Genomic DNA, 16801 nt, shown 5'->3' on the forward strand with positions numbered 1-16801 from the left:
TCGCCCCTAGATTGAACAAATTTCAATCCGCAAAGTTCAACACGCCCTAATTACTTTCACCCCGAAAAAGAACTGAGCGTACCTGTTGATGTAAGCGTTCACTACAGCTCAGACCTAGAATTTGTAGAGCAAGTAACGCTAGAAGTTGCGCGCCAAGTACTGATTGACCATGAATGGGGGGTTGATGATTACAATACCTTTGTGGTGTATCACACCTTTGATAACTCAAGCATTAATTTTACCGTAATGCTGCGCGCAAAAGAGTACTTTAATCGGTTTTGGGTTAAATCTGCTTTTATTAAAGCGCTACATAAACGCTATAACCAAGAAGGAATTGTGATCCCCTTCCCTATTACAGCTATTAACACAGCGCAAGAAGCCGCTAATTTGAATAGCGATAAAAAATAAGCGCGAGATAAGCTCGCGCTTAAATTGCTTTAAAATTTATAGGTTACTTGGCCTACTATTTCTCGTGGGCTGCCCGGGAAATGACCGTTACGCTCACTAAAGCCACTTACTGCGTATTCTTTATCAAATATATTATTAATATTTACGCTTAATAACACATCGTCAAAGCGCGTAGTCCAGCTCATATCAAATACAGTAAAGGGTTTAACTTTTTGGCCATCTTGGCTTATTTGCTCGCTTACGTAATTTGCGCCAAATGCTATAGACGAGTCGATGCTATCAAGCGCAAAACGCGACCATAAACCAGCTTGGTGGCGCGGCGCATTAGCAAAGCGAGAGCCATCACCGTAGGTGCTTGAAATAGTATCGCCGGTTACACCTTCAACAACTAGTGTATCGTTGTAGGCGTAGTTAGCTGTTAGCGTCCAGTGCTCGGTTAAATCGCCCACCAGCGTTGTTTCAAATCCGCGGCTTTCTACCTCACCAATATTTAAAAGTGCTGCAATGCCGTCACCCGCGCCCGTGTCGTCTGGGTTACTCATTACTACGTTTTCTTTATTAATTTGGTAAATAGCAAAGGTGCTCATAATTTTGCCATCTAGCCATTGGTTTTTCATACCAATTTCGGTTTGTTTACCGGTTTCTGGCGTTAAGTTGCCCTCGCCTTCTACATCTTCTTGGTCACCCGACGATGCTGGGTTAAAGCTTTCTGAGTAGTTTATGTATAACGAGGTATTTTCAACAGGTTGGTATGTAACGGCCACGCGCGGTGTTACATCGTTATCTGAATAACTGTAACCGGTTTCTTTATTTAGCTCTTTAAAATAATCGTAACGCAGGCCGGCAATCACGGTCCATTGCTCGTTAATGCTTACAACATCTTGTACGTATAGTCCAAAACGGTCGGTTTCAACACCATCGCGGTTCATGTCGGTAAGGTTATAAGTACTTGGGTCGGTTTCGCCGTAATTTAAGTCAAATATGTTTAAGTTAGCCACGCCGTCCGCTTCATAACGGGCGCGTAAGTAATCGTACTCGGTATCGACTATGTGGTAGTCGCCACCAAATAATACTTGGTGTGCTAATTGGCCCTGCTCAAAGCTATAAACAAAGTCGGTGGTTAAGCTTGTTTCTTCGTTGGCGCGGTATTGCTTTCGGTATTCGCGTTTAATGGTTTCGTCATCAATGTTTGCTTCACCATCGCCGTTTACATCTACCCAGCTTTGCGACTCATGGTAGGCTTGGTCGCGTTCGTTATCCATGTAACGCAGTGTGCTACTTACAGAAAAATCATCATTAAAGTAATGCTTTAGCTCGGCTTGCAGCACTAACGCTTCCATGTCTTGGTAGTCAAATGCTTCATTTGCGTTGTAACTAGGGTCAACTAAAAAGTTGCCATTGTCGTCTACCGGTACACCACGTAAACGGTTACCGCCTAAGTCTTGCTTAATGTAATCAACAGTGGTGGTTAGTGTGGTTGAATCGGTTAAATCAAATAATAAACCAGCGGTAAACTCACTGTTTTTTGAATCTGCATTATTACGAAAGCTGTCTTGCTCCTCGTAATAACCACCTACACGATACGCCATGGTGTCGGTTAAACCGCCGGTCATATCAAGTGAGGCGCCATGTGTGTTGTAATTGCCAAGCGTTAGCTTTAGCTCTTTGCTTTGCATGTACGAAGGCTTTTTAGTCACGTAGTTGATCATACCGCCTGGCTCACCACCACCATATAACGCAGAGGCTGGGCCTTTTAATACTTCTACACGCGCTACATTAAATAATTGGGGTACACCAAAGCCCGAGTACGGATCGCCACGTACGCCATCATAAAATACATTGGCATCGTCTCTAAATCCGCGAAAAGTAACGCCTGAATAACTGTACTCACTTACTCCGGCTATTGAGCGGTATAAATCGGTAATATCGCGCGCGGCTTGGTCAATAATAAGCTGCTCGGTTAATACCTGCGCAGATTGCGGTAATTTAATAAGATCTAAATCCGTTTTAGTCCCAATTTTACTTTCGGTTTCTAGGTAAAACTGCTGAGCGCGGCCTGTTACTTCTATTGTTTCGATTTCGTTATTTTGCTCGGCAAGTGCCACATTAGAAAAAGCAGAAAAAGACGCAGCAATACTAAGCGCCAAGTATTTTTGGTTAAACATGTTGATCCTGAAAAGAGGTGTATAAAACGCCGCGAATGATAACGACTATCATTACTATATGCAATGCAAATAATTTCATATTCATCCTTATTTTTCGAATTAATCGCAACTAAAATAGGTACTTAAAGGCTTTTATGCTCACGTTTTATACATATTCCCTTTGCGCAGTGTTGAACCAAATAAGGAACTCAGATAGTGTGTATTTTTCATACGCTTTATAATAGCAATTCGCATTAATACTTAATCATTTTGTGGGGCTAAACGTGTCGCTACTTGCGTTAAAAAATGCTCATTTACGACTGCATGGATGCAGAAGTTAGGGCAATTGCCGAGAACGACTAAATAGCGAATTTTTTGCCTAGCTATAAACACGTTTTTCCAGCCTCAAAATAAACCACTTAATTAAGCGAATTGGTATCAGCTTTTTTATGAGGAGCAAACCATGTTAAACCGACTATTTTTAGGGGTTATTTTACTCTCGGCCACGGCCGTGGCGAGTGCGAATGACAGCTTAGTACGTTTTCAAAGTAATTATTCTGTTCAAGAAACGGCTAACCGTTTTGAAAAAATAGCCAGTAACAAAGGGATAACCATTTTTGCACGGGTAGATCATCAAAAAAACGCTCAAAATGTTGATATGGAATTGGCCCCTAGTGAAGTGATTATTTTTGGTAACCCAAAGGTAGGCACACCGTTAATGCAGTGCCAGCAAAGTGTGGCAATAGATTTACCGCAAAAAGTACATATATCTCAAGACAACAATGGCCAAGTTTGGCTTACCTATAACAGCCCCACTTATTTACAAGAACGCCACAATATAAAAGGCTGCGAAGAAGTACTTAATAAAATAGCTGTGGTGCTTAATAAGCTTTCTATGGCAGCGGTGGCCAAATAATTAAAGTTATACCAAACCGCAGTAATACTTAATTAAGCGAATTGGTTTTAATATTAAATAACTTAAATAACTTAAAAAAACACGCAATAAAAAACCCGTTAGCTAACGGGTTTTTTATAAAGTTAATAACACTTTTTTACGCGTGTATTAAGACTCAATAGCCAAAAGCTCTACTTCAAAAATAAGCAGTGATGCAGGTGGAATACTGCCCGCTCGCTTTTCGCCGTAGGCTAATTGGTGCGGTACATAAAATATGTACTTATCGCCTGGGCTCATAAGTTGTAAGCCTTCGGTCCAGCCTTTAATAAACTGATTTAAACCAAAGCTTATTGGCGTTTTACGCTCTACTGAGCTGTCAAATACGGTGCCATCTATTAACGTGCCGTGGTAATGCACGTTTACTTTACTAGTAGGGTTAGGTGTATTTTCGCTTTCGCCTTTGTGCAGCACTTTGTACTGTAAGCCTGAGGCGGTTTCTATTACGCCCTCTACTTTTGCGTTAGCGACAAGGTAGTCGGCTTCAATTTGCGCGTTAATGCCAGCTTGTTGCTTTGCTTTTTTACTATTTTGAAAAATTAAAAAACAAAATATAGCGATGATCACCGCTAAAATTATATTGATCATTTAGTGTTTTTCCTCATCTTCTTCGGCTTCTTTATCTTCTTCGCTATCGCCATTAACTATGTCGGCTATGTCTTTTAAGCGTGCTAAAGCAATACCGTTAACAGAATCCTCTGGGTATTCGCCGTCAATAATATCGCCGGCATCAATATCCATTAATAAGTTAAGTGCTTGGTCTACAGTTTCTACTGCGTAAATATTAAATTTACCGCGCTCAACCGCTTCAAGTATTTCATCATCAAGTACTAAGTTAACTTGGTTAGATTTAGGAATAATAACGCCCTGCTCGCCTGTTAAGCCGCGCATTTTACACAGCTTAAAAAAGCCTTCTATTTTTTCGTTTACACCGCCAATGGCTTGCACATCACCGTGTTGGTTAATAGAGCCAGTAAGGGCAATAGACTGGCTAATAGGCAAACTAGTAATGGCCGATATAAGCGCACATAACTCAGCAAGTGAGGCGCTATCGCCATCTATATACCCGTAGCTTTGCTCTATAGCTATGTTAGCACTTAGCGTTAAGCTAAAGTGCTGGGCGTATTTGTTGCCTAAATAACCGGTAAGTAGCATTACACCTTTTGAGTGAATTGCTTTACCTAGCTCGGCTTCACGCTCAACATCTATTACACCATCGGCGCCGGCGTATACGGTGGCGGTAATACGCGCGGGTGTACCAAACGACGTATCGCCAATGTGCAACACTGTTAAGCCGTTTACTTTACCAATGGCTTGACCTTGTGTGGCAATAAGCGTGTGTCCTTCTTTTATATCGCTTAGCATATTTTCGCTTATTTGGCCGGTGCGGTACTGCTTACCTTCAATGGCTTCATCAATATGATGCGCATCAATCAGTGTTTGCTTATCTTGCTTGGCGTAAAAGCTGGCCTCAGCCACCAGCTCAAGCACATCGGCAAAGCGCGCCGATAATTTATTATGGTGCTCTGCTTGGCGGTAGCTAAATTTAAGTAACCGCACCATGGCGGCCTCTGTGGTTGTGCACTTTAACGTTTGCTGGCAGTACTCACTCACTTTAGTAATAAATTGGTACTGAAGCTTATCGCTACTTGGTAAATAGTAATCAAAGTCGGCAAGTACTCTAAACAGCTCTGCAAATTCTTCATCGTACTCACCTATGGTGTAATACAAATCGCGCGAGCCTAATAAAATAATTTTTACATCAAGAGGAATTAATTGCGGACGCAGTGTAAAGCTGCTGCCTACTGAGCTGTCTTGATATGGTAGGTCGTTTTTAATTTGGTGCGTTTTAAGCGAAAGCTTTAAGCCATCCCACACTTGCGGGTTGGCCATCACTTTTTCGGCATCCATAATTAAGTAACCGCCATTTGCACGGTGCAATGCACCAGGCTGTATAGAGCGGTAACTGGTTATAAGCGAGCCTTGCGATGTTGAATACTCAATTTTGCCAAATATATTGCCAAAGGTTGGGTTTGGCTCATACACCACAGGTGCGGCATCGTCTTCTTTAAATTCAACTAAAATGTTAGGCGCAAAAAAGTCGGTAAGCATGCCTTTACGGTCAAAATCTTCTTTGCTTTCTTCGCTTTCATCTTCATCGTCTAGCCACTCAAGTACTGCATCAATTATTTCTACGCGAATGTCTTTTAAGTAGCGCAGCACTCCAATATGGGCAGCGTATTTATGCTCTAAGTCTTTTAATAATGGCTTTGTAGCTTGCTCGGCTGTGGCCTTTTTTAGATTACGCTGTTTTTCTTTTGATTCGCGTTTCCAGCGAGGCAGCTCAATCAGCGCTTCAATTAAGGCATCTTCTAGTTTTTCTATTTTTTCAAAAAACTCATCACGAAGCTCTTCATCTAGGGCGGCAAATTCGTTATCGCTTAACTGCCTGCCTTCAACTAAAGGCGCAAAACCTACGGCGTTTTTCTCTTCTATTAGCGCTACGCTTTGCTCAAGCGCCATTTCTTCTACTGCGGTAATAGCGCTGTCGTAAGCGTCGTTAAATTCGCTCTCGATTGACTTTTTTTTGCGCTGATAAGCTGGGTTATCAAACGCTGCCGGAAAGGTGTCGAGTACTTCATCTAAAAATGAGTCTATGTCGTCACTTAACTGCTTGCTTTGCCCTGCTTGCATAAATAGCGCAATTGGCTCGCGGTGGTCGTCGTAATTATTAACATACAACCACTCGTTAGGTGTGGGGCGATCTTTTGCGTGTTGTTTAAGTTTGTCTTTTACGAGTGTAAATCGGCCATGCGCGGCCTCACCCATTACATAAACATTGTAGCCTGGCAGCTCCATCCCAAGTGAAAAGTCGAGCGCACTTTGAGCGCGTTGTTGGCCTATAAAGGTAAGTTGCTCTGGGTATGGATTGCTCATACACGTGCTAACGTGATTAGTAGAAATGCTCGGTGCGAGCTGTGAAACAGATAATGGCAGCAGTTTTTTCGTCATTCTAACTTCTTTTTGTACCAACATACTCGCTGGCTTTGGGCGTATTAAGTGGCCTACAAGCCACTTAATACATATATTTAGGGTTGTAATGCCTTACGGCTAAAATAAATACCATCACATTCAATGCACGGTGTAATTTGTGTAGCGTGATAAATATCAAAACTATGGGTGCAATTCTTACATACTAATGTGCCCATGGCTATCCATTCGCCTGCGTGATACATCCCATTGTGCTTAAAATCTTGGCTAAGGGACTGCCATTCAAGCTGGGTTTTGTCCTCTATGTGTGAAAGCTCATACCATAACGACTCTTTAAGCTCTTGCCATGCAAGCGAATTATAGTGCGATTCGTTTTCTTGAACGTGTTCTATGTCGCGCTGCAAATAACTTTTATAGAGTCCGTATTTTTCTTTGCCTAGGTCTTTAAGTGCTTGCTCAGATTCAACAAATCGGGTCATTGCATCTTTTACTTCGTGATCTTTTACATCTTTTAACCAATTAGTTAAATCGCTAAGCCATGTTTTATAATCTGCCATTTTATACTCCATCAAAATCAAGGGCGTGTTGGCCTTTAACATAGATAAGTATAGGTTAACCTGCACTGAAAGTGAGATTTTAACAAAACCGTGCTTATACGCTGTGATTAGGCTTTTATTTGGGGTATCCTATCGGCAATTTTTTATTAGTTTGCAAGAAGTCTGGAATCATAGATGCAAGAGCAATATAACCCGCAAGACATAGAGTCAAAAGTCCAAAGTTACTGGGAAGAAAACCAGGTATTTAAAGTCACCGAAGATGAGAGCAAAGAAAAGTATTACTGTCTTTCTATGTTCCCATACCCAAGTGGCCGACTGCATATGGGTCATGTGCGTAATTACACCATTGGTGATGTTGTTTCTCGTTTCCAGCGCCTGCAAGGCAAAAACGTAATGCAACCAATGGGTTGGGATGCGTTTGGTTTACCTGCAGAAAACGCCGCTATCAAAAACAAAACAGCGCCAGCTAAGTGGACATACGAAAACATTGATTACATGCGTAACCAACTTAAGCAATTAGGCTTTGGTTACGACTGGGATCGTGAAATAGCCACGTGTCACCCAGAATACTACAAATGGGAACAATGGTTTTTCACTAAGTTGTACGAAAAAGGCTTAGTGTACAAAAAAATGTCAACGGTTAACTGGGATCCAGTTGATCAAACTGTACTTGCTAACGAGCAAGTTATAGATGGCCGCGGATGGCGCTCTGGTGCAGTGGTTGAGCAAAAAGAAATTCCACAGTGGTTTATTAAAATTACTGACTACGCACAAGAGCTTTTAGATGACTTAGACAAGTTAGAAGACTGGCCTGAGCAAGTTAAAACCATGCAGCGTAACTGGATTGGTCGCTCTGAAGGGTTAGACATTGAGTTTACGCGTACCGACAACAACGAAAAGTTTAGCGTATACACTACACGTCCAGATACATTTATGGGTGTAACTTACCTAGCCGTTGCCGGTGGCCACCCTATTGCGCAAGAAGCCGCTAAAAACAGCGATGCAATTGCAATGTTTGTTGAAGAATGCAAAAACACCAAAGTTGCCGAAGCAGACATGGCTACTATGGAGAAAAAAGGCATTGCAACAGGCTTTTACGCGACTCACCCATTAACGGGCGAGCAAGTACCAATTTGGGTTGCTAACTTTGTATTAATGCATTACGGCTCAGGCGCGGTGATGGCAGTACCTGCACACGACCAACGCGACTATGAATTTGCCACAGCATACGGCCTAGACATAAAACAAGTAATTGCACCGGTTGAAGGCTCAGAGCTTGAAGTAAATTTAAAAGAAGAAGTATTCACTGAAAAAGGCGTGTTAGTTAATTCTGGCGAATTTGATGGCCTTGATTTTGAAGGCGCATTTAACGCTATTGCCGACAAACTAGAAGCACTGGGTGTGGGTGAGCGTAAAGTTAACTTCCGCTTACGTGACTGGGGTGTTAGCCGCCAGCGTTACTGGGGTTCACCAATCCCAATGCTGAGCGACGAAAACGGTAACGAATTAGCCGCCACCGAAGAAATGCTGCCAGTACGTTTACCAGAAGATGTAGTTATGAATGGCGTTACTTCGCCAATCAAAGCAGACCCAGAATGGGCAAAAGCAACGGTAAATGGCGTACCAGCAACACACGAAACAGATACCTTTGACACCTTTATGGAGTCGTCTTGGTACTACGCACGTTACTGTAGCCCGCGTCACGACGAAGGTATGCTTGACCCAGCAGCAGCTAACTACTGGTTACCAGTAAACCAATACATAGGTGGTATTGAGCACGCTATTTTACACTTATTGTATTCGCGTTTTTTCCATAAGTTATTACGTGACTTTGGTTTAGTAAATTCAGACGAGCCATTCGATCGCTTACTTTGTCAGGGCATGGTACTTGCCGAAACGTTCTACCGTAAAGATGAAAAAGGCGGTGACGTATGGATTTCGCCAAGCGATGTAAATACCGAAACTGACGAAAAAGGCCGCGTAACTAAAGCATGGCACAAAGAAGATGGTGAACCTGTGTTCTCATCGGGCATGAGCAAAATGTCTAAGTCTAAAAACAACGGTATAGACCCACAAGAAGTAATTGCCCAATACGGTGCAGATACTGTGCGTTTATTTATGATGTTTACCGCACCACCAGAGCAAACGCTTGAATGGTCAGACTCAGGCGTAGAAGGCGCGCACCGCTTCTTAAAACGTATTTGGAAATACGCAGTAGATGTGAAAACAGTTGGCTACCAAGCACTTGATAAATCAGCGCTTAGTAACCCACAAAAAGTACTGCGTCGTGAACTACACAAAGCCATTGCAAAAGTGAGCGATGATATTGAACGTCGTCAAACGTTTAACACTGCAATTGCTGCCATTATGGAGCTCTCTAATAAGTTATTAAAAGCGCCGTTAAACGATAAGCAAGATGTTGCTATTGCTAACGAAGCATTAGAAGCCCTACTTATTATGCTTGCGCCAATTACGCCGCATTTATCGCACCAGTTATGGCAAGAGCTTGGTAAAGAGGGTGACATTTTAGATGCAGCATGGCCTAAAGTTGACGAGTCTGCCCTTGTTGAAGATGAAAAATTAATCATCGTCCAAGTAAATGGCAAACTACGCGCTAAGCTAACTGTAGCGGCCGATGCAACACAAGAGCAGGTAGAAGCACTTGCGTTTGCTGAGTCTAACGTAACTAAATTTACTGATGGCGCAACCATTCGTAAAATTATTTACGTACCGGGTAAACTACTTAACGTGGTAGCTAACTAAATGGTTAGCTTTAACACCCTTAAAAACACATTAGCCTTAGTGCTAATGTGTTTTGTGTTATCTAGCTGTGGCTTTCATTTAAAGAAAGCCTCTAGCCTGCCCGATAACCTTAAAACGCTTACACTTAAAGGTGATGATGAAAAATCATCGTTATTTTTAAACCTTAAAAAAGAGCTTAAAGCCAGTAACGTAGAACTGACGCCTTCGGCTAAAAATGTTGCCCAGCTTTACTTACGCAAAGAAAGCATTGAGCGCCAAACCTTGTCGTTGTTTCAAAATGGTCAGGTGGCTGAATACGAGCTTGCCTACGGGGTAAGCTATGTTGTTAAACGCCCAGGCGAAAAAGCCATAGAAAAACGCTTTGAGCTTTATCGTAACTACCAAGACGACCCCGATCACGCACTTGCAAAAGCAAAAGAGCTTGAGCTGCTTATTAGCGAAATTCGTAAGCAAGCCAGTGGTCGTATTGTTAGAGAGCTGTCGCAACTATAATGCGCTGTTATGCTAATCAGTTACCGAGTGAATTAAATAAAGGTTTAAAACCCTTTTATTTAGTGTTTGGTGAAGAACCGTTTCAAGAAGCGCAATGTGTGCAGCAAATACGCGACACGGCAAAAGCCCAAGGCTTTGATGAGGTAATTAAATTTACCCTAATGCAAGGGTTTGATTGGCAAGAAATTATAGCTCAATATCAAAGCATGTCTTTGTTTAGTGCGCGCACTATAATTGAGCTTGATTTAAACCAACAAAAACCTGGCACCCCAGGAAGTAATACCTTTAAAAAAATAGTCGAGTTAATTAACCCTGATACCATTTTAATCGTAAAAGGGGCTAAAGCCAGCCAAGACGTACAACGTGGCGCCTGGTTTAAAGCGCTCGATAAACACGGTGTATTTGTACCGTGCTACCCGCTTGCAGGGAATCATTTAAAACGCTGGTTAGATGAACAAGTAGCGCGCCTTTCTCTAAATATGCAAAACGAAGCAAAACTGAGCTTAATTAACGCTACCGAAGGCAATTTATTAGCGTGTTTTCAGGAGCTCGAAAAGCTCTCGCTACTGCATGGTAATGCCTTAATAACCCAGCAACTTGTGATGCAAGGGCTATTAAATCAAGCCAAGTTTGATATTTTTGACTTAAGTGATGCCCTATTAAATGGCCACGCCAAGCAAGCAATTAAGGTACTTAATAAACTGGCCAGCGATAACACCGAAGTGGTGAGTATTTTATGGGCTATAAATAAAGAACTCACCAGTTTGCTCACTATTCAGCAAGGGCTTTTAAATGGCGAGCCTATCGCACAGTTATTTAAAAAAAATGGTATTTGGAAAAACCAGCAAGGCCCAGTGCAAAATGCGATTAACCGCTTAAATATTAATACCCTTGAGCAAATAAGCAGTGAGCTTGCACTGTTTGATTCAAGCTACAAACAAGGTAACTTAATTGCGCCTTACCAAGCGCTTGCGCATATTTGTATTAAGTTTTGCCAGCCGCTTGATATTCCAATGCCTTGCCACGCACTTAACTAAAGATTTTTAACATGATTGCAATTTTTGGCGGCACCTTCGACCCCGTGCATTTAGGCCACCTAAATATGGCCTCACAGTGTGTAAATACATTTAACTTATCCACGTTGTACTTTATGCCCTGTGCACTTCCCGCGCACAAAGCTGCGCCAGGTATAAGTACAGCGCACCGTATTAATATGCTCAATGCCGCTATTGCCCCTTACCCTCATTTTGCACTTGATTTAAGAGAGCTTAATCGTACTGGGCCTTCTTACTCATTGTTGAGTTTACAAGAGCTAAGAGCTGAGCACCCAGATACGCCAATTCTTTTTTTAATGGGCATGGACTCGTTTAATAACCTCAACAAATGGTATGAATGGCAAGCAATTACACAGCTATGCCATATAGTGGTTTATCATCGCCCGGGGCAAACATGTAACCCAAATAAGGCGCTTAACAGCTATATTAGTAATGCCCACACTGAAGCGCTACAGCAACTTGCCACACACAACTTTGGTAAGCTTTATTTTTTACCTGGTGAAACCCTTGATGCTGCCTCAAGCACTATTCGAGAGCAATTAAAAAAAACCAATAAAAATAATGAACTATTACCCGAACCTGTCAGTCACTACATTAAGCAACACCAGCTTTATCAAAGTGATGATTAAAACCCCCTAGCATGTTAAAATGCACGCTATTAAATTTAAAATTGAGACAATACCTTGGATTCGAAACAACTACTTGCCTTTGCACTAGACAAAATTGACGATATGAAAGCACGCGACGTGGTACAACTAGACGTACGTGACAGCTCAGACATTACCGATTACATGGTTGTGTGTTCGGGTACTTCTAAGCGTCATGTGCAATCAATTGCCGATAACGTAGCAAAAGAAGCTCGCCACGCTGGCGAAGAACCTTTAGGTTACGAAGGTCAAGACGAAGGCGAATGGGTACTGGTAGATTTAGGTGATGTAGTTGTACACGTGATGCAAGATCACGCACGTAGCTATTACGATCTAGAAAAACTGTGGGGCTAAGCGCCACTATTTTTTAATTGAGCTTGGAAGTATTACGTGAAAATACAAATGATTGCCGTTGGCACAAAAATGCCAGCGTGGGTAGAAACCGGATTTGCAGAGTACCAACGCCGTTTTCCTAAAGATATGGCGCTTGAGTTAATAGAAATTCCGGCCGGTAAACGCGGTAAAAATGCCGATATTAAACGCATTTTACACACCGAAGGTGAAAAAACCTTAGCCGCTATTCCAAAAGGCAATCGCATTGTTACCCTTGAAGTAACAGGTAAACCACTTGATACTCACCAGCTTGCTAAAAATATGGAAAAGTGGCAGCTCGATGGCCGAGACGTTAGTTTGCTTATTGGCGGCCCTGAAGGGTTAGCCCCTGAGTGCATTGCCGCCTCTGAGCAAAAATGGTCGTTATCTAACTTAACGTTACCGCACCCTTTGGTGCGTATTATTGTTGCCGAAAGCCTATACAGAGGCTGGAGCTTAAATAACAACCATCCTTATCATCGCGAGTAACGCCTTGTTATGATTAAGCAAAGACCCACAATACGCGACCATTCCGCTGAGGCAAACTTATTTGCACGGCGCGCATTTGTGGGTTTTATTTTTGTTTTGGGCTTAGTGGCAATTTTGCTTTCTAATCTTTATACCATTCAGGTAGAAGAACACACCGACTATCAAACCCGCTCTAACGATAACCGTATTAAAGTCATTCCTATTGCGCCAAACCGTGGCCTCATTTACGACCGCAACGGTGTACTGCTTGCTGAAAACAAACCCGTTTATAACCTCGAGGTTATTCCTGAAGAGGTCGATGATTTAGCTAAATCGCTTGAGCAAGTTAGCAAAATAATTACGATTACCGAGCAGCAAAAAAAAGACTTTATTGATGACATAAAGCATACGCGTCGTTTTAAGTCGCAAGTACTAAAAGCCCGCTTAGATGAAACCGAAGTGGCCCAATTTGCGGTTAATCAGCATAAATTTCCGGGCTTTAGCATTGAGGCGCGCCTAGCACGCTTTTACCCATATGGCGATACGCTAACCCATGCATTAGGCTACGTTGCCAAACTAAACCGCAAAGAACTTAATAAGTTAGAACAAGAAGACCAAGCCACAAATTACCGCGCTACGCACGATATTGGTAAGCTTGGCATAGAAAAATATTACGAGCAGCTTTTGCATGGCCAAGTCGGCTCTCAACGCGTTGAAGTAAATAACCGCGGCCGTGTTATTCGCACATTAAGTATGACTCCCCCACAGCCAGGCAGTGATTTAGTACTTACCTTAGATATAGGTTTACAACAAATAGCCCAACATGCGCTTAAAGATATGCGCGGCGCGGTTGTAGTAATGGATGCCAAAGATGGCGGCGTATTAGCACTTTATTCAAACCCAAGTTACGACCCTAATTTATTTGTCCATGGTATTACCAGTAAAGATTATAAAGCACTGCTAAACCCCGACCGCCCTCTAATTAACCGTGCCACTCAAGGGCGCTATGCGCCAGCTTCCACAGTAAAACCGCATATGGCTATACTGGCACTTGAAGAAAACATTGTCAGTGAAAGCACCTCGGTGTGGGACCCTGGTTTTTTTCAAATACCGAATGTTGAACATAAATGGCGCGATTGGAAACGTTGGGGCCACGGCCACGTAGATGTTTACAAAGCGATTGAAGAGTCGTGCGATACTTACTTTTACGATGCGGCATACCGCTTAGGCATAACAAAAATTAGTAATTTTATGGCGCGCTTTGGCTTTGGTGACTTATCGGGAATAGACATACACGAAGAAACCACAGCCATATTGCCCTCAAAAGAGTGGAAAGAAGGCCGCTTTAAAGAGTCGTGGTGGCGTGGCGATACTATTTCCGTGGGGATTGGCCAAGGGTATTGGACTGCCACCCCCATTCAAATTGCTAACGCGACTAACATATTGGTTAATAAAGGCATAAACCACCCGCCGCATTTAGCACAAGTGGCTAAAAAAGAAGACCAAGTGACGCAAATTAATAACGAAGAAAAACCGCCAGTGGTACTTAATAACCCTGATAACTGGCGTATCGCGCTCGATGCCATGCACAATACCGTAAAAAAAGTAACAGGAACGGCACACCGTGCTTTTAAAGGCGCTAATTATGACCCTGCGGGTAAAACAGGCACAGCGCAAGTAGTGAGTATTGCCCAAGGTGAGCGTTACGATGCAAAATCACTTAAGGAGCGCCAACGCGATAACGCGATTTATATTGGTTTTGCTCCGTATGACGACCCTAAAATTGTGGTTTCAATTGTGGTAGAAAACACCGGTGGCGGCAGCTCTGTGGGTGCCCCTATTGCACGTGAGCTAATGGATTACTATTTTGCAGCAAACCCAATAGAAGTTGCTAGGAATACAGCGCAATGACCGTATTAAACACCCAGCGCTCGATATGGATGCGCATGCATTTAGACTTACCGTTACTAATTGCCTTATTACTTATGATGGCAGGCAGTATCACCATAGTATATAGCGCAAGCGGCCAAGACTCGGCCATGATGATCCGCCATATCACCCGTATGGGCGGCGCTATTATAGGCATGATAGTGCTTGCACAGTTCTCCCCCGCGACACTTAAACGCTTAGTGATCCCCCTTTACTGTGTTGGGTTACTCATGTTGGTGGGCGTATTGCTATTTGGCGTGAGCTCAAAAGGCGCTCAGCGCTGGTTAAATTTAGGCATTACTCGCTTTCAGCCCTCAGAACTTATGAAGCTAGCGGTCCCTATGATGGTGGCTTGGTATATTGGCCGTAACCAACTTCCGCCACGTCCATTACACCTAATTATTGGCTTTGTCATCGTGATGCTGCCTACCTTATTAATTAAAGAACAGCCCGATTTAGGCACCTCAATTTTGATTGCCAGCTCAGGAATATTTGTGTTGTTTTTATCCGGTTTAAGCTGGCGTTTAATTGGCTTTTTAAGCTCGGTTGTCGCACTGGCTGCATGGCCATTTTGGCACTACGGTATGCACGACTACCAAAAGCAGCGCGTATTAACGTTTTTAGACCCAGAGAGCGATCCGCTTGGCTCGGGGTATCATATTATTCAATCCAAAATAGCCATCGGTTCTGGTGGTATAGAAGGTAAAGGCTGGTTGCAAGGCACGCAATCACAACTCGAATTTTTACCAGAGCGCCATACCGACTTTATATTTTCGGTATTAAGTGAGGAGTTTGGCTTATTTGGTGTGTGTGTTTTATTAAGCCTGTACTTATTTATTATCGGCCGTGGTTTATACATTGCAGTAAACGCGCAAGATGCGTTTGGCAAATTATTGGCCGGCGCCCTTACCCTCACCTTTTTTGTTTATATTTTTGTAAATATAGGCATGGTATCGGGCTTGTTGCCTGTTGTAGGTGTACCTTTACCCCTTATTAGTTATGGCGGCACCTCTATGGTGACGCTAATGGCCGGATTTGGCATTATTATGTCAATTGCGACAGATAAAAGGATGCTTTTAAAATAATGAATAAGCTTACCCAGCTGTTATTTATTTCAGCCTTAATATTTATGTTAAGCGCATGTAGTAGCGGCTCTAATAGTCGTTATCATATGGAGCACGATGCCGCACCTTTACGCGCGCCAACCACACTTGAGATGCAAGATGCCGTTGTGGTGGATGTTAAAAAAAGTGCCAGTGCAAGTCGCCCGTACGAGGTGTTAGGCAAACGTTATACGCCGATGCTTGATGAAAAAGGGTATACAGAAGAAGGGATCGCTTCGTGGTACGGCCGTAAGTTTCATGGTTACCATACCTCAAACGGTGAAATTTACGATATGTTTGCCATGAGCGCGGCCCATAAAACCTTACCCCTGCCAAGCTTTGTACGCGTTACTAATACTGCCAACAATAAATCGGTGATTGTACGTGTAAACGACCGTGGGCCGTTTCATGATGACAGAATAATAGATCTTTCGTATGCTGCTGCTTATAAATTAGGCTATTACACTCACGGTACAGCCAAGGTTAAGCTAGAGGCGATTACGCTCGACAGCATTCCTGCACGTAAAACATATATACAGGTAGCTGCGGGTAGTACGCTTAGCAATATTGAAGCATTAGCTTCTACATTACGCCTGCAGTATCAAGTACCTACTAATATAGTAAAAGCAGACAACATATATCGTTTGCATTTGGGCCCGATTAAAGATGCCCAGCATGCACAAGACGTATTAAAAAAATTAAAACAAAACCAATTTCAAAACGCGTTCTTGCTTTACACTCAGTAAGACAAATACCTAAACCACGCCAAAATGTAGGATTCAGCGTTGTATTGGGGCTTAAAATCTAGGTGTTATTTTTTAAATGGCAATCCCTATAAAAAATAACAATACAGAAAATCAGCCTCAGTGAAACGCCCTGAAGCGTGGTTTAAAAACGATTTATACTGCGTTATTGATTTG

The 16801-nt window shown here is 42.6% G+C and carries 14 protein-coding genes and 1 pseudogene; 11 read left to right on the forward strand and 4 right to left on the reverse strand.

The features are described from left to right. Positions 1-48: 48 nt before the first annotated feature. Positions 49-408 (forward strand): annotated as a pseudogene (locus PAT01_RS05720) (mechanosensitive ion channel family protein); the annotation flags it as partial. Positions 409-437: 29 nt separating this feature from the next. Here PAT01_RS05720 and PAT01_RS05725 read toward each other — a convergent pair. Continuing rightward, on the reverse strand, positions 438-2573 hold the full coding sequence (locus PAT01_RS05725; RefSeq protein WP_138579779.1) for a TonB-dependent siderophore receptor: 2136 nt from the start codon (positions 2571-2573) through the stop codon (positions 438-440). A 442-nt stretch (positions 2574-3015) separates the two neighbouring features. Between PAT01_RS05725 and PAT01_RS05730 the strand changes: the two genes are divergently transcribed. Further along, positions 3016-3468 carry a DUF302 domain-containing protein gene (locus PAT01_RS05730; RefSeq protein WP_029772176.1) on the forward strand — a complete coding sequence of 151 codons (453 nt, stop codon included), beginning with the start codon at positions 3016-3018 and terminating at the stop codon, positions 3466-3468. Between the two features lie 147 nt (positions 3469-3615). On the opposite strand, the gene PAT01_RS05735 is transcribed toward PAT01_RS05730, so the two are convergent. The 3 genes from PAT01_RS05735 to PAT01_RS05745 form a co-directional block, all read right to left on the reverse strand. Next, the gene (locus PAT01_RS05735; RefSeq protein ID WP_154945133.1) at positions 3616-4092 is read right to left on the reverse strand and encodes a BamJ family beta-barrel-assembly machinery protein; all 477 of its coding nucleotides are present in this window, start codon (positions 4090-4092) and stop codon (positions 3616-3618) included. After that, on the reverse strand, positions 4093-6516 hold the full coding sequence (locus PAT01_RS05740) for a Lon protease family protein (RefSeq protein WP_248462482.1): 2424 nt from the start codon (positions 6514-6516) through the stop codon (positions 4093-4095). A gap of 77 nt (positions 6517-6593) precedes the next feature. After that, positions 6594-7052, reverse strand: a complete 459-nt coding sequence (locus PAT01_RS05745) for a zinc ribbon-containing protein (RefSeq protein WP_004585924.1) — start codon at positions 7050-7052, stop codon at positions 6594-6596. Positions 7053-7226: 174 nt separating this feature from the next. On the opposite strand from PAT01_RS05745, the gene leuS reads away from it, so the two are divergent. The 9 genes from leuS to PAT01_RS05790 are packed head-to-tail and all read left to right on the forward strand — an operon-like array spanning position 7227 to position 16627. Then, positions 7227-9815: a leucine--tRNA ligase gene (gene leuS / locus PAT01_RS05750; protein WP_154945137.1), complete on the forward strand. Its 2589-nt coding sequence runs from the start codon at positions 7227-7229 to the stop codon at positions 9813-9815. Further along, complete coding sequence (locus PAT01_RS05755; protein ID WP_024033758.1) at positions 9816-10307, forward strand: LPS-assembly lipoprotein LptE; 492 nt, start codon at positions 9816-9818, stop codon at positions 10305-10307. Then, the gene (gene holA, locus PAT01_RS05760) at positions 10307-11344 is read left to right on the forward strand and encodes a DNA polymerase III subunit delta (protein ID WP_004585921.1); all 1038 of its coding nucleotides are present in this window, start codon (positions 10307-10309) and stop codon (positions 11342-11344) included. The genes PAT01_RS05755 and holA overlap by 1 nt, the downstream gene beginning before the upstream one ends. 11 nt (positions 11345-11355) lie before the next feature. Next, positions 11356-11991, forward strand: coding sequence for a nicotinate-nucleotide adenylyltransferase (gene nadD / locus PAT01_RS05765; protein WP_138684564.1), 636 nt, complete (start codon positions 11356-11358; stop codon positions 11989-11991). A 54-nt stretch (positions 11992-12045) separates the two neighbouring features. Beyond that, positions 12046-12363, forward strand: coding sequence for a ribosome silencing factor (rsfS, locus tag PAT01_RS05770; protein WP_024033760.1), 318 nt, complete (start codon positions 12046-12048; stop codon positions 12361-12363). Positions 12364-12399: 36 nt separating this feature from the next. Further along, the gene (gene rlmH, locus PAT01_RS05775; protein ID WP_004585918.1) at positions 12400-12870 is read left to right on the forward strand and encodes a 23S rRNA (pseudouridine(1915)-N(3))-methyltransferase RlmH; all 471 of its coding nucleotides are present in this window, start codon (positions 12400-12402) and stop codon (positions 12868-12870) included. Between the two features lie 9 nt (positions 12871-12879). Continuing rightward, positions 12880-14760, forward strand: a complete 1881-nt coding sequence (gene mrdA / locus PAT01_RS05780; protein ID WP_154945139.1) for a penicillin-binding protein 2 — start codon at positions 12880-12882, stop codon at positions 14758-14760. Continuing rightward, positions 14757-15863, forward strand: coding sequence for a rod shape-determining protein RodA (rodA, locus tag PAT01_RS05785; protein ID WP_004585916.1), 1107 nt, complete (start codon positions 14757-14759; stop codon positions 15861-15863). Before mrdA ends, rodA begins: the two co-directional genes overlap by 4 nt. Continuing rightward, positions 15863-16627 (forward strand): septal ring lytic transglycosylase RlpA family protein, encoded by a 765-nt coding sequence (locus PAT01_RS05790; RefSeq protein WP_154945141.1) that lies wholly within the window; start codon positions 15863-15865, stop codon positions 16625-16627. Before rodA ends, PAT01_RS05790 begins: the two co-directional genes overlap by 1 nt. Positions 16628-16801 lie beyond the last annotated feature (174 nt).

It is taken from the genome of Pseudoalteromonas atlantica, from assembly GCA_007988745.1.
Taxonomy (GTDB): Bacteria; Pseudomonadota; Gammaproteobacteria; order Enterobacterales; family Alteromonadaceae; genus Pseudoalteromonas; species Pseudoalteromonas atlantica.

Coding starts and splice junctions, on each gene's coding strand:
- PAT01_RS05725 (WP_138579779.1), bottom strand. CDS start 2,573: ATGTTTAACCAAAAATACTTGGCGCTTAGTATTGCTGCGTCTTTTTCT.
- PAT01_RS05730 (WP_029772176.1), top strand. CDS start 3,016: ATGTTAAACCGACTATTTTTAGGGGTTATTTTACTCTCGGCCACGGCC.
- PAT01_RS05735 (WP_154945133.1), bottom strand. CDS start 4,092: ATGATCAATATAATTTTAGCGGTGATCATCGCTATATTTTGTTTTTTA.
- PAT01_RS05740 (WP_248462482.1), bottom strand. CDS start 6,516: ATGACGAAAAAACTGCTGCCATTATCTGTTTCACAGCTCGCACCGAGC.
- PAT01_RS05745 (WP_004585924.1), bottom strand. CDS start 7,052: ATGGCAGATTATAAAACATGGCTTAGCGATTTAACTAATTGGTTAAAA.
- leuS (WP_154945137.1), top strand. CDS start 7,227: ATGCAAGAGCAATATAACCCGCAAGACATAGAGTCAAAAGTCCAAAGT.
- PAT01_RS05755 (WP_024033758.1), top strand. CDS start 9,816: ATGGTTAGCTTTAACACCCTTAAAAACACATTAGCCTTAGTGCTAATG.
- holA (WP_004585921.1), top strand. CDS start 10,307: ATGCGCTGTTATGCTAATCAGTTACCGAGTGAATTAAATAAAGGTTTA.
- nadD (WP_138684564.1), top strand. CDS start 11,356: ATGATTGCAATTTTTGGCGGCACCTTCGACCCCGTGCATTTAGGCCAC.
- mrdA (WP_154945139.1), top strand. CDS start 12,880: ATGATTAAGCAAAGACCCACAATACGCGACCATTCCGCTGAGGCAAAC.
- rodA (WP_004585916.1), top strand. CDS start 14,757: ATGACCGTATTAAACACCCAGCGCTCGATATGGATGCGCATGCATTTA.
- PAT01_RS05790 (WP_154945141.1), top strand. CDS start 15,863: ATGAATAAGCTTACCCAGCTGTTATTTATTTCAGCCTTAATATTTATG.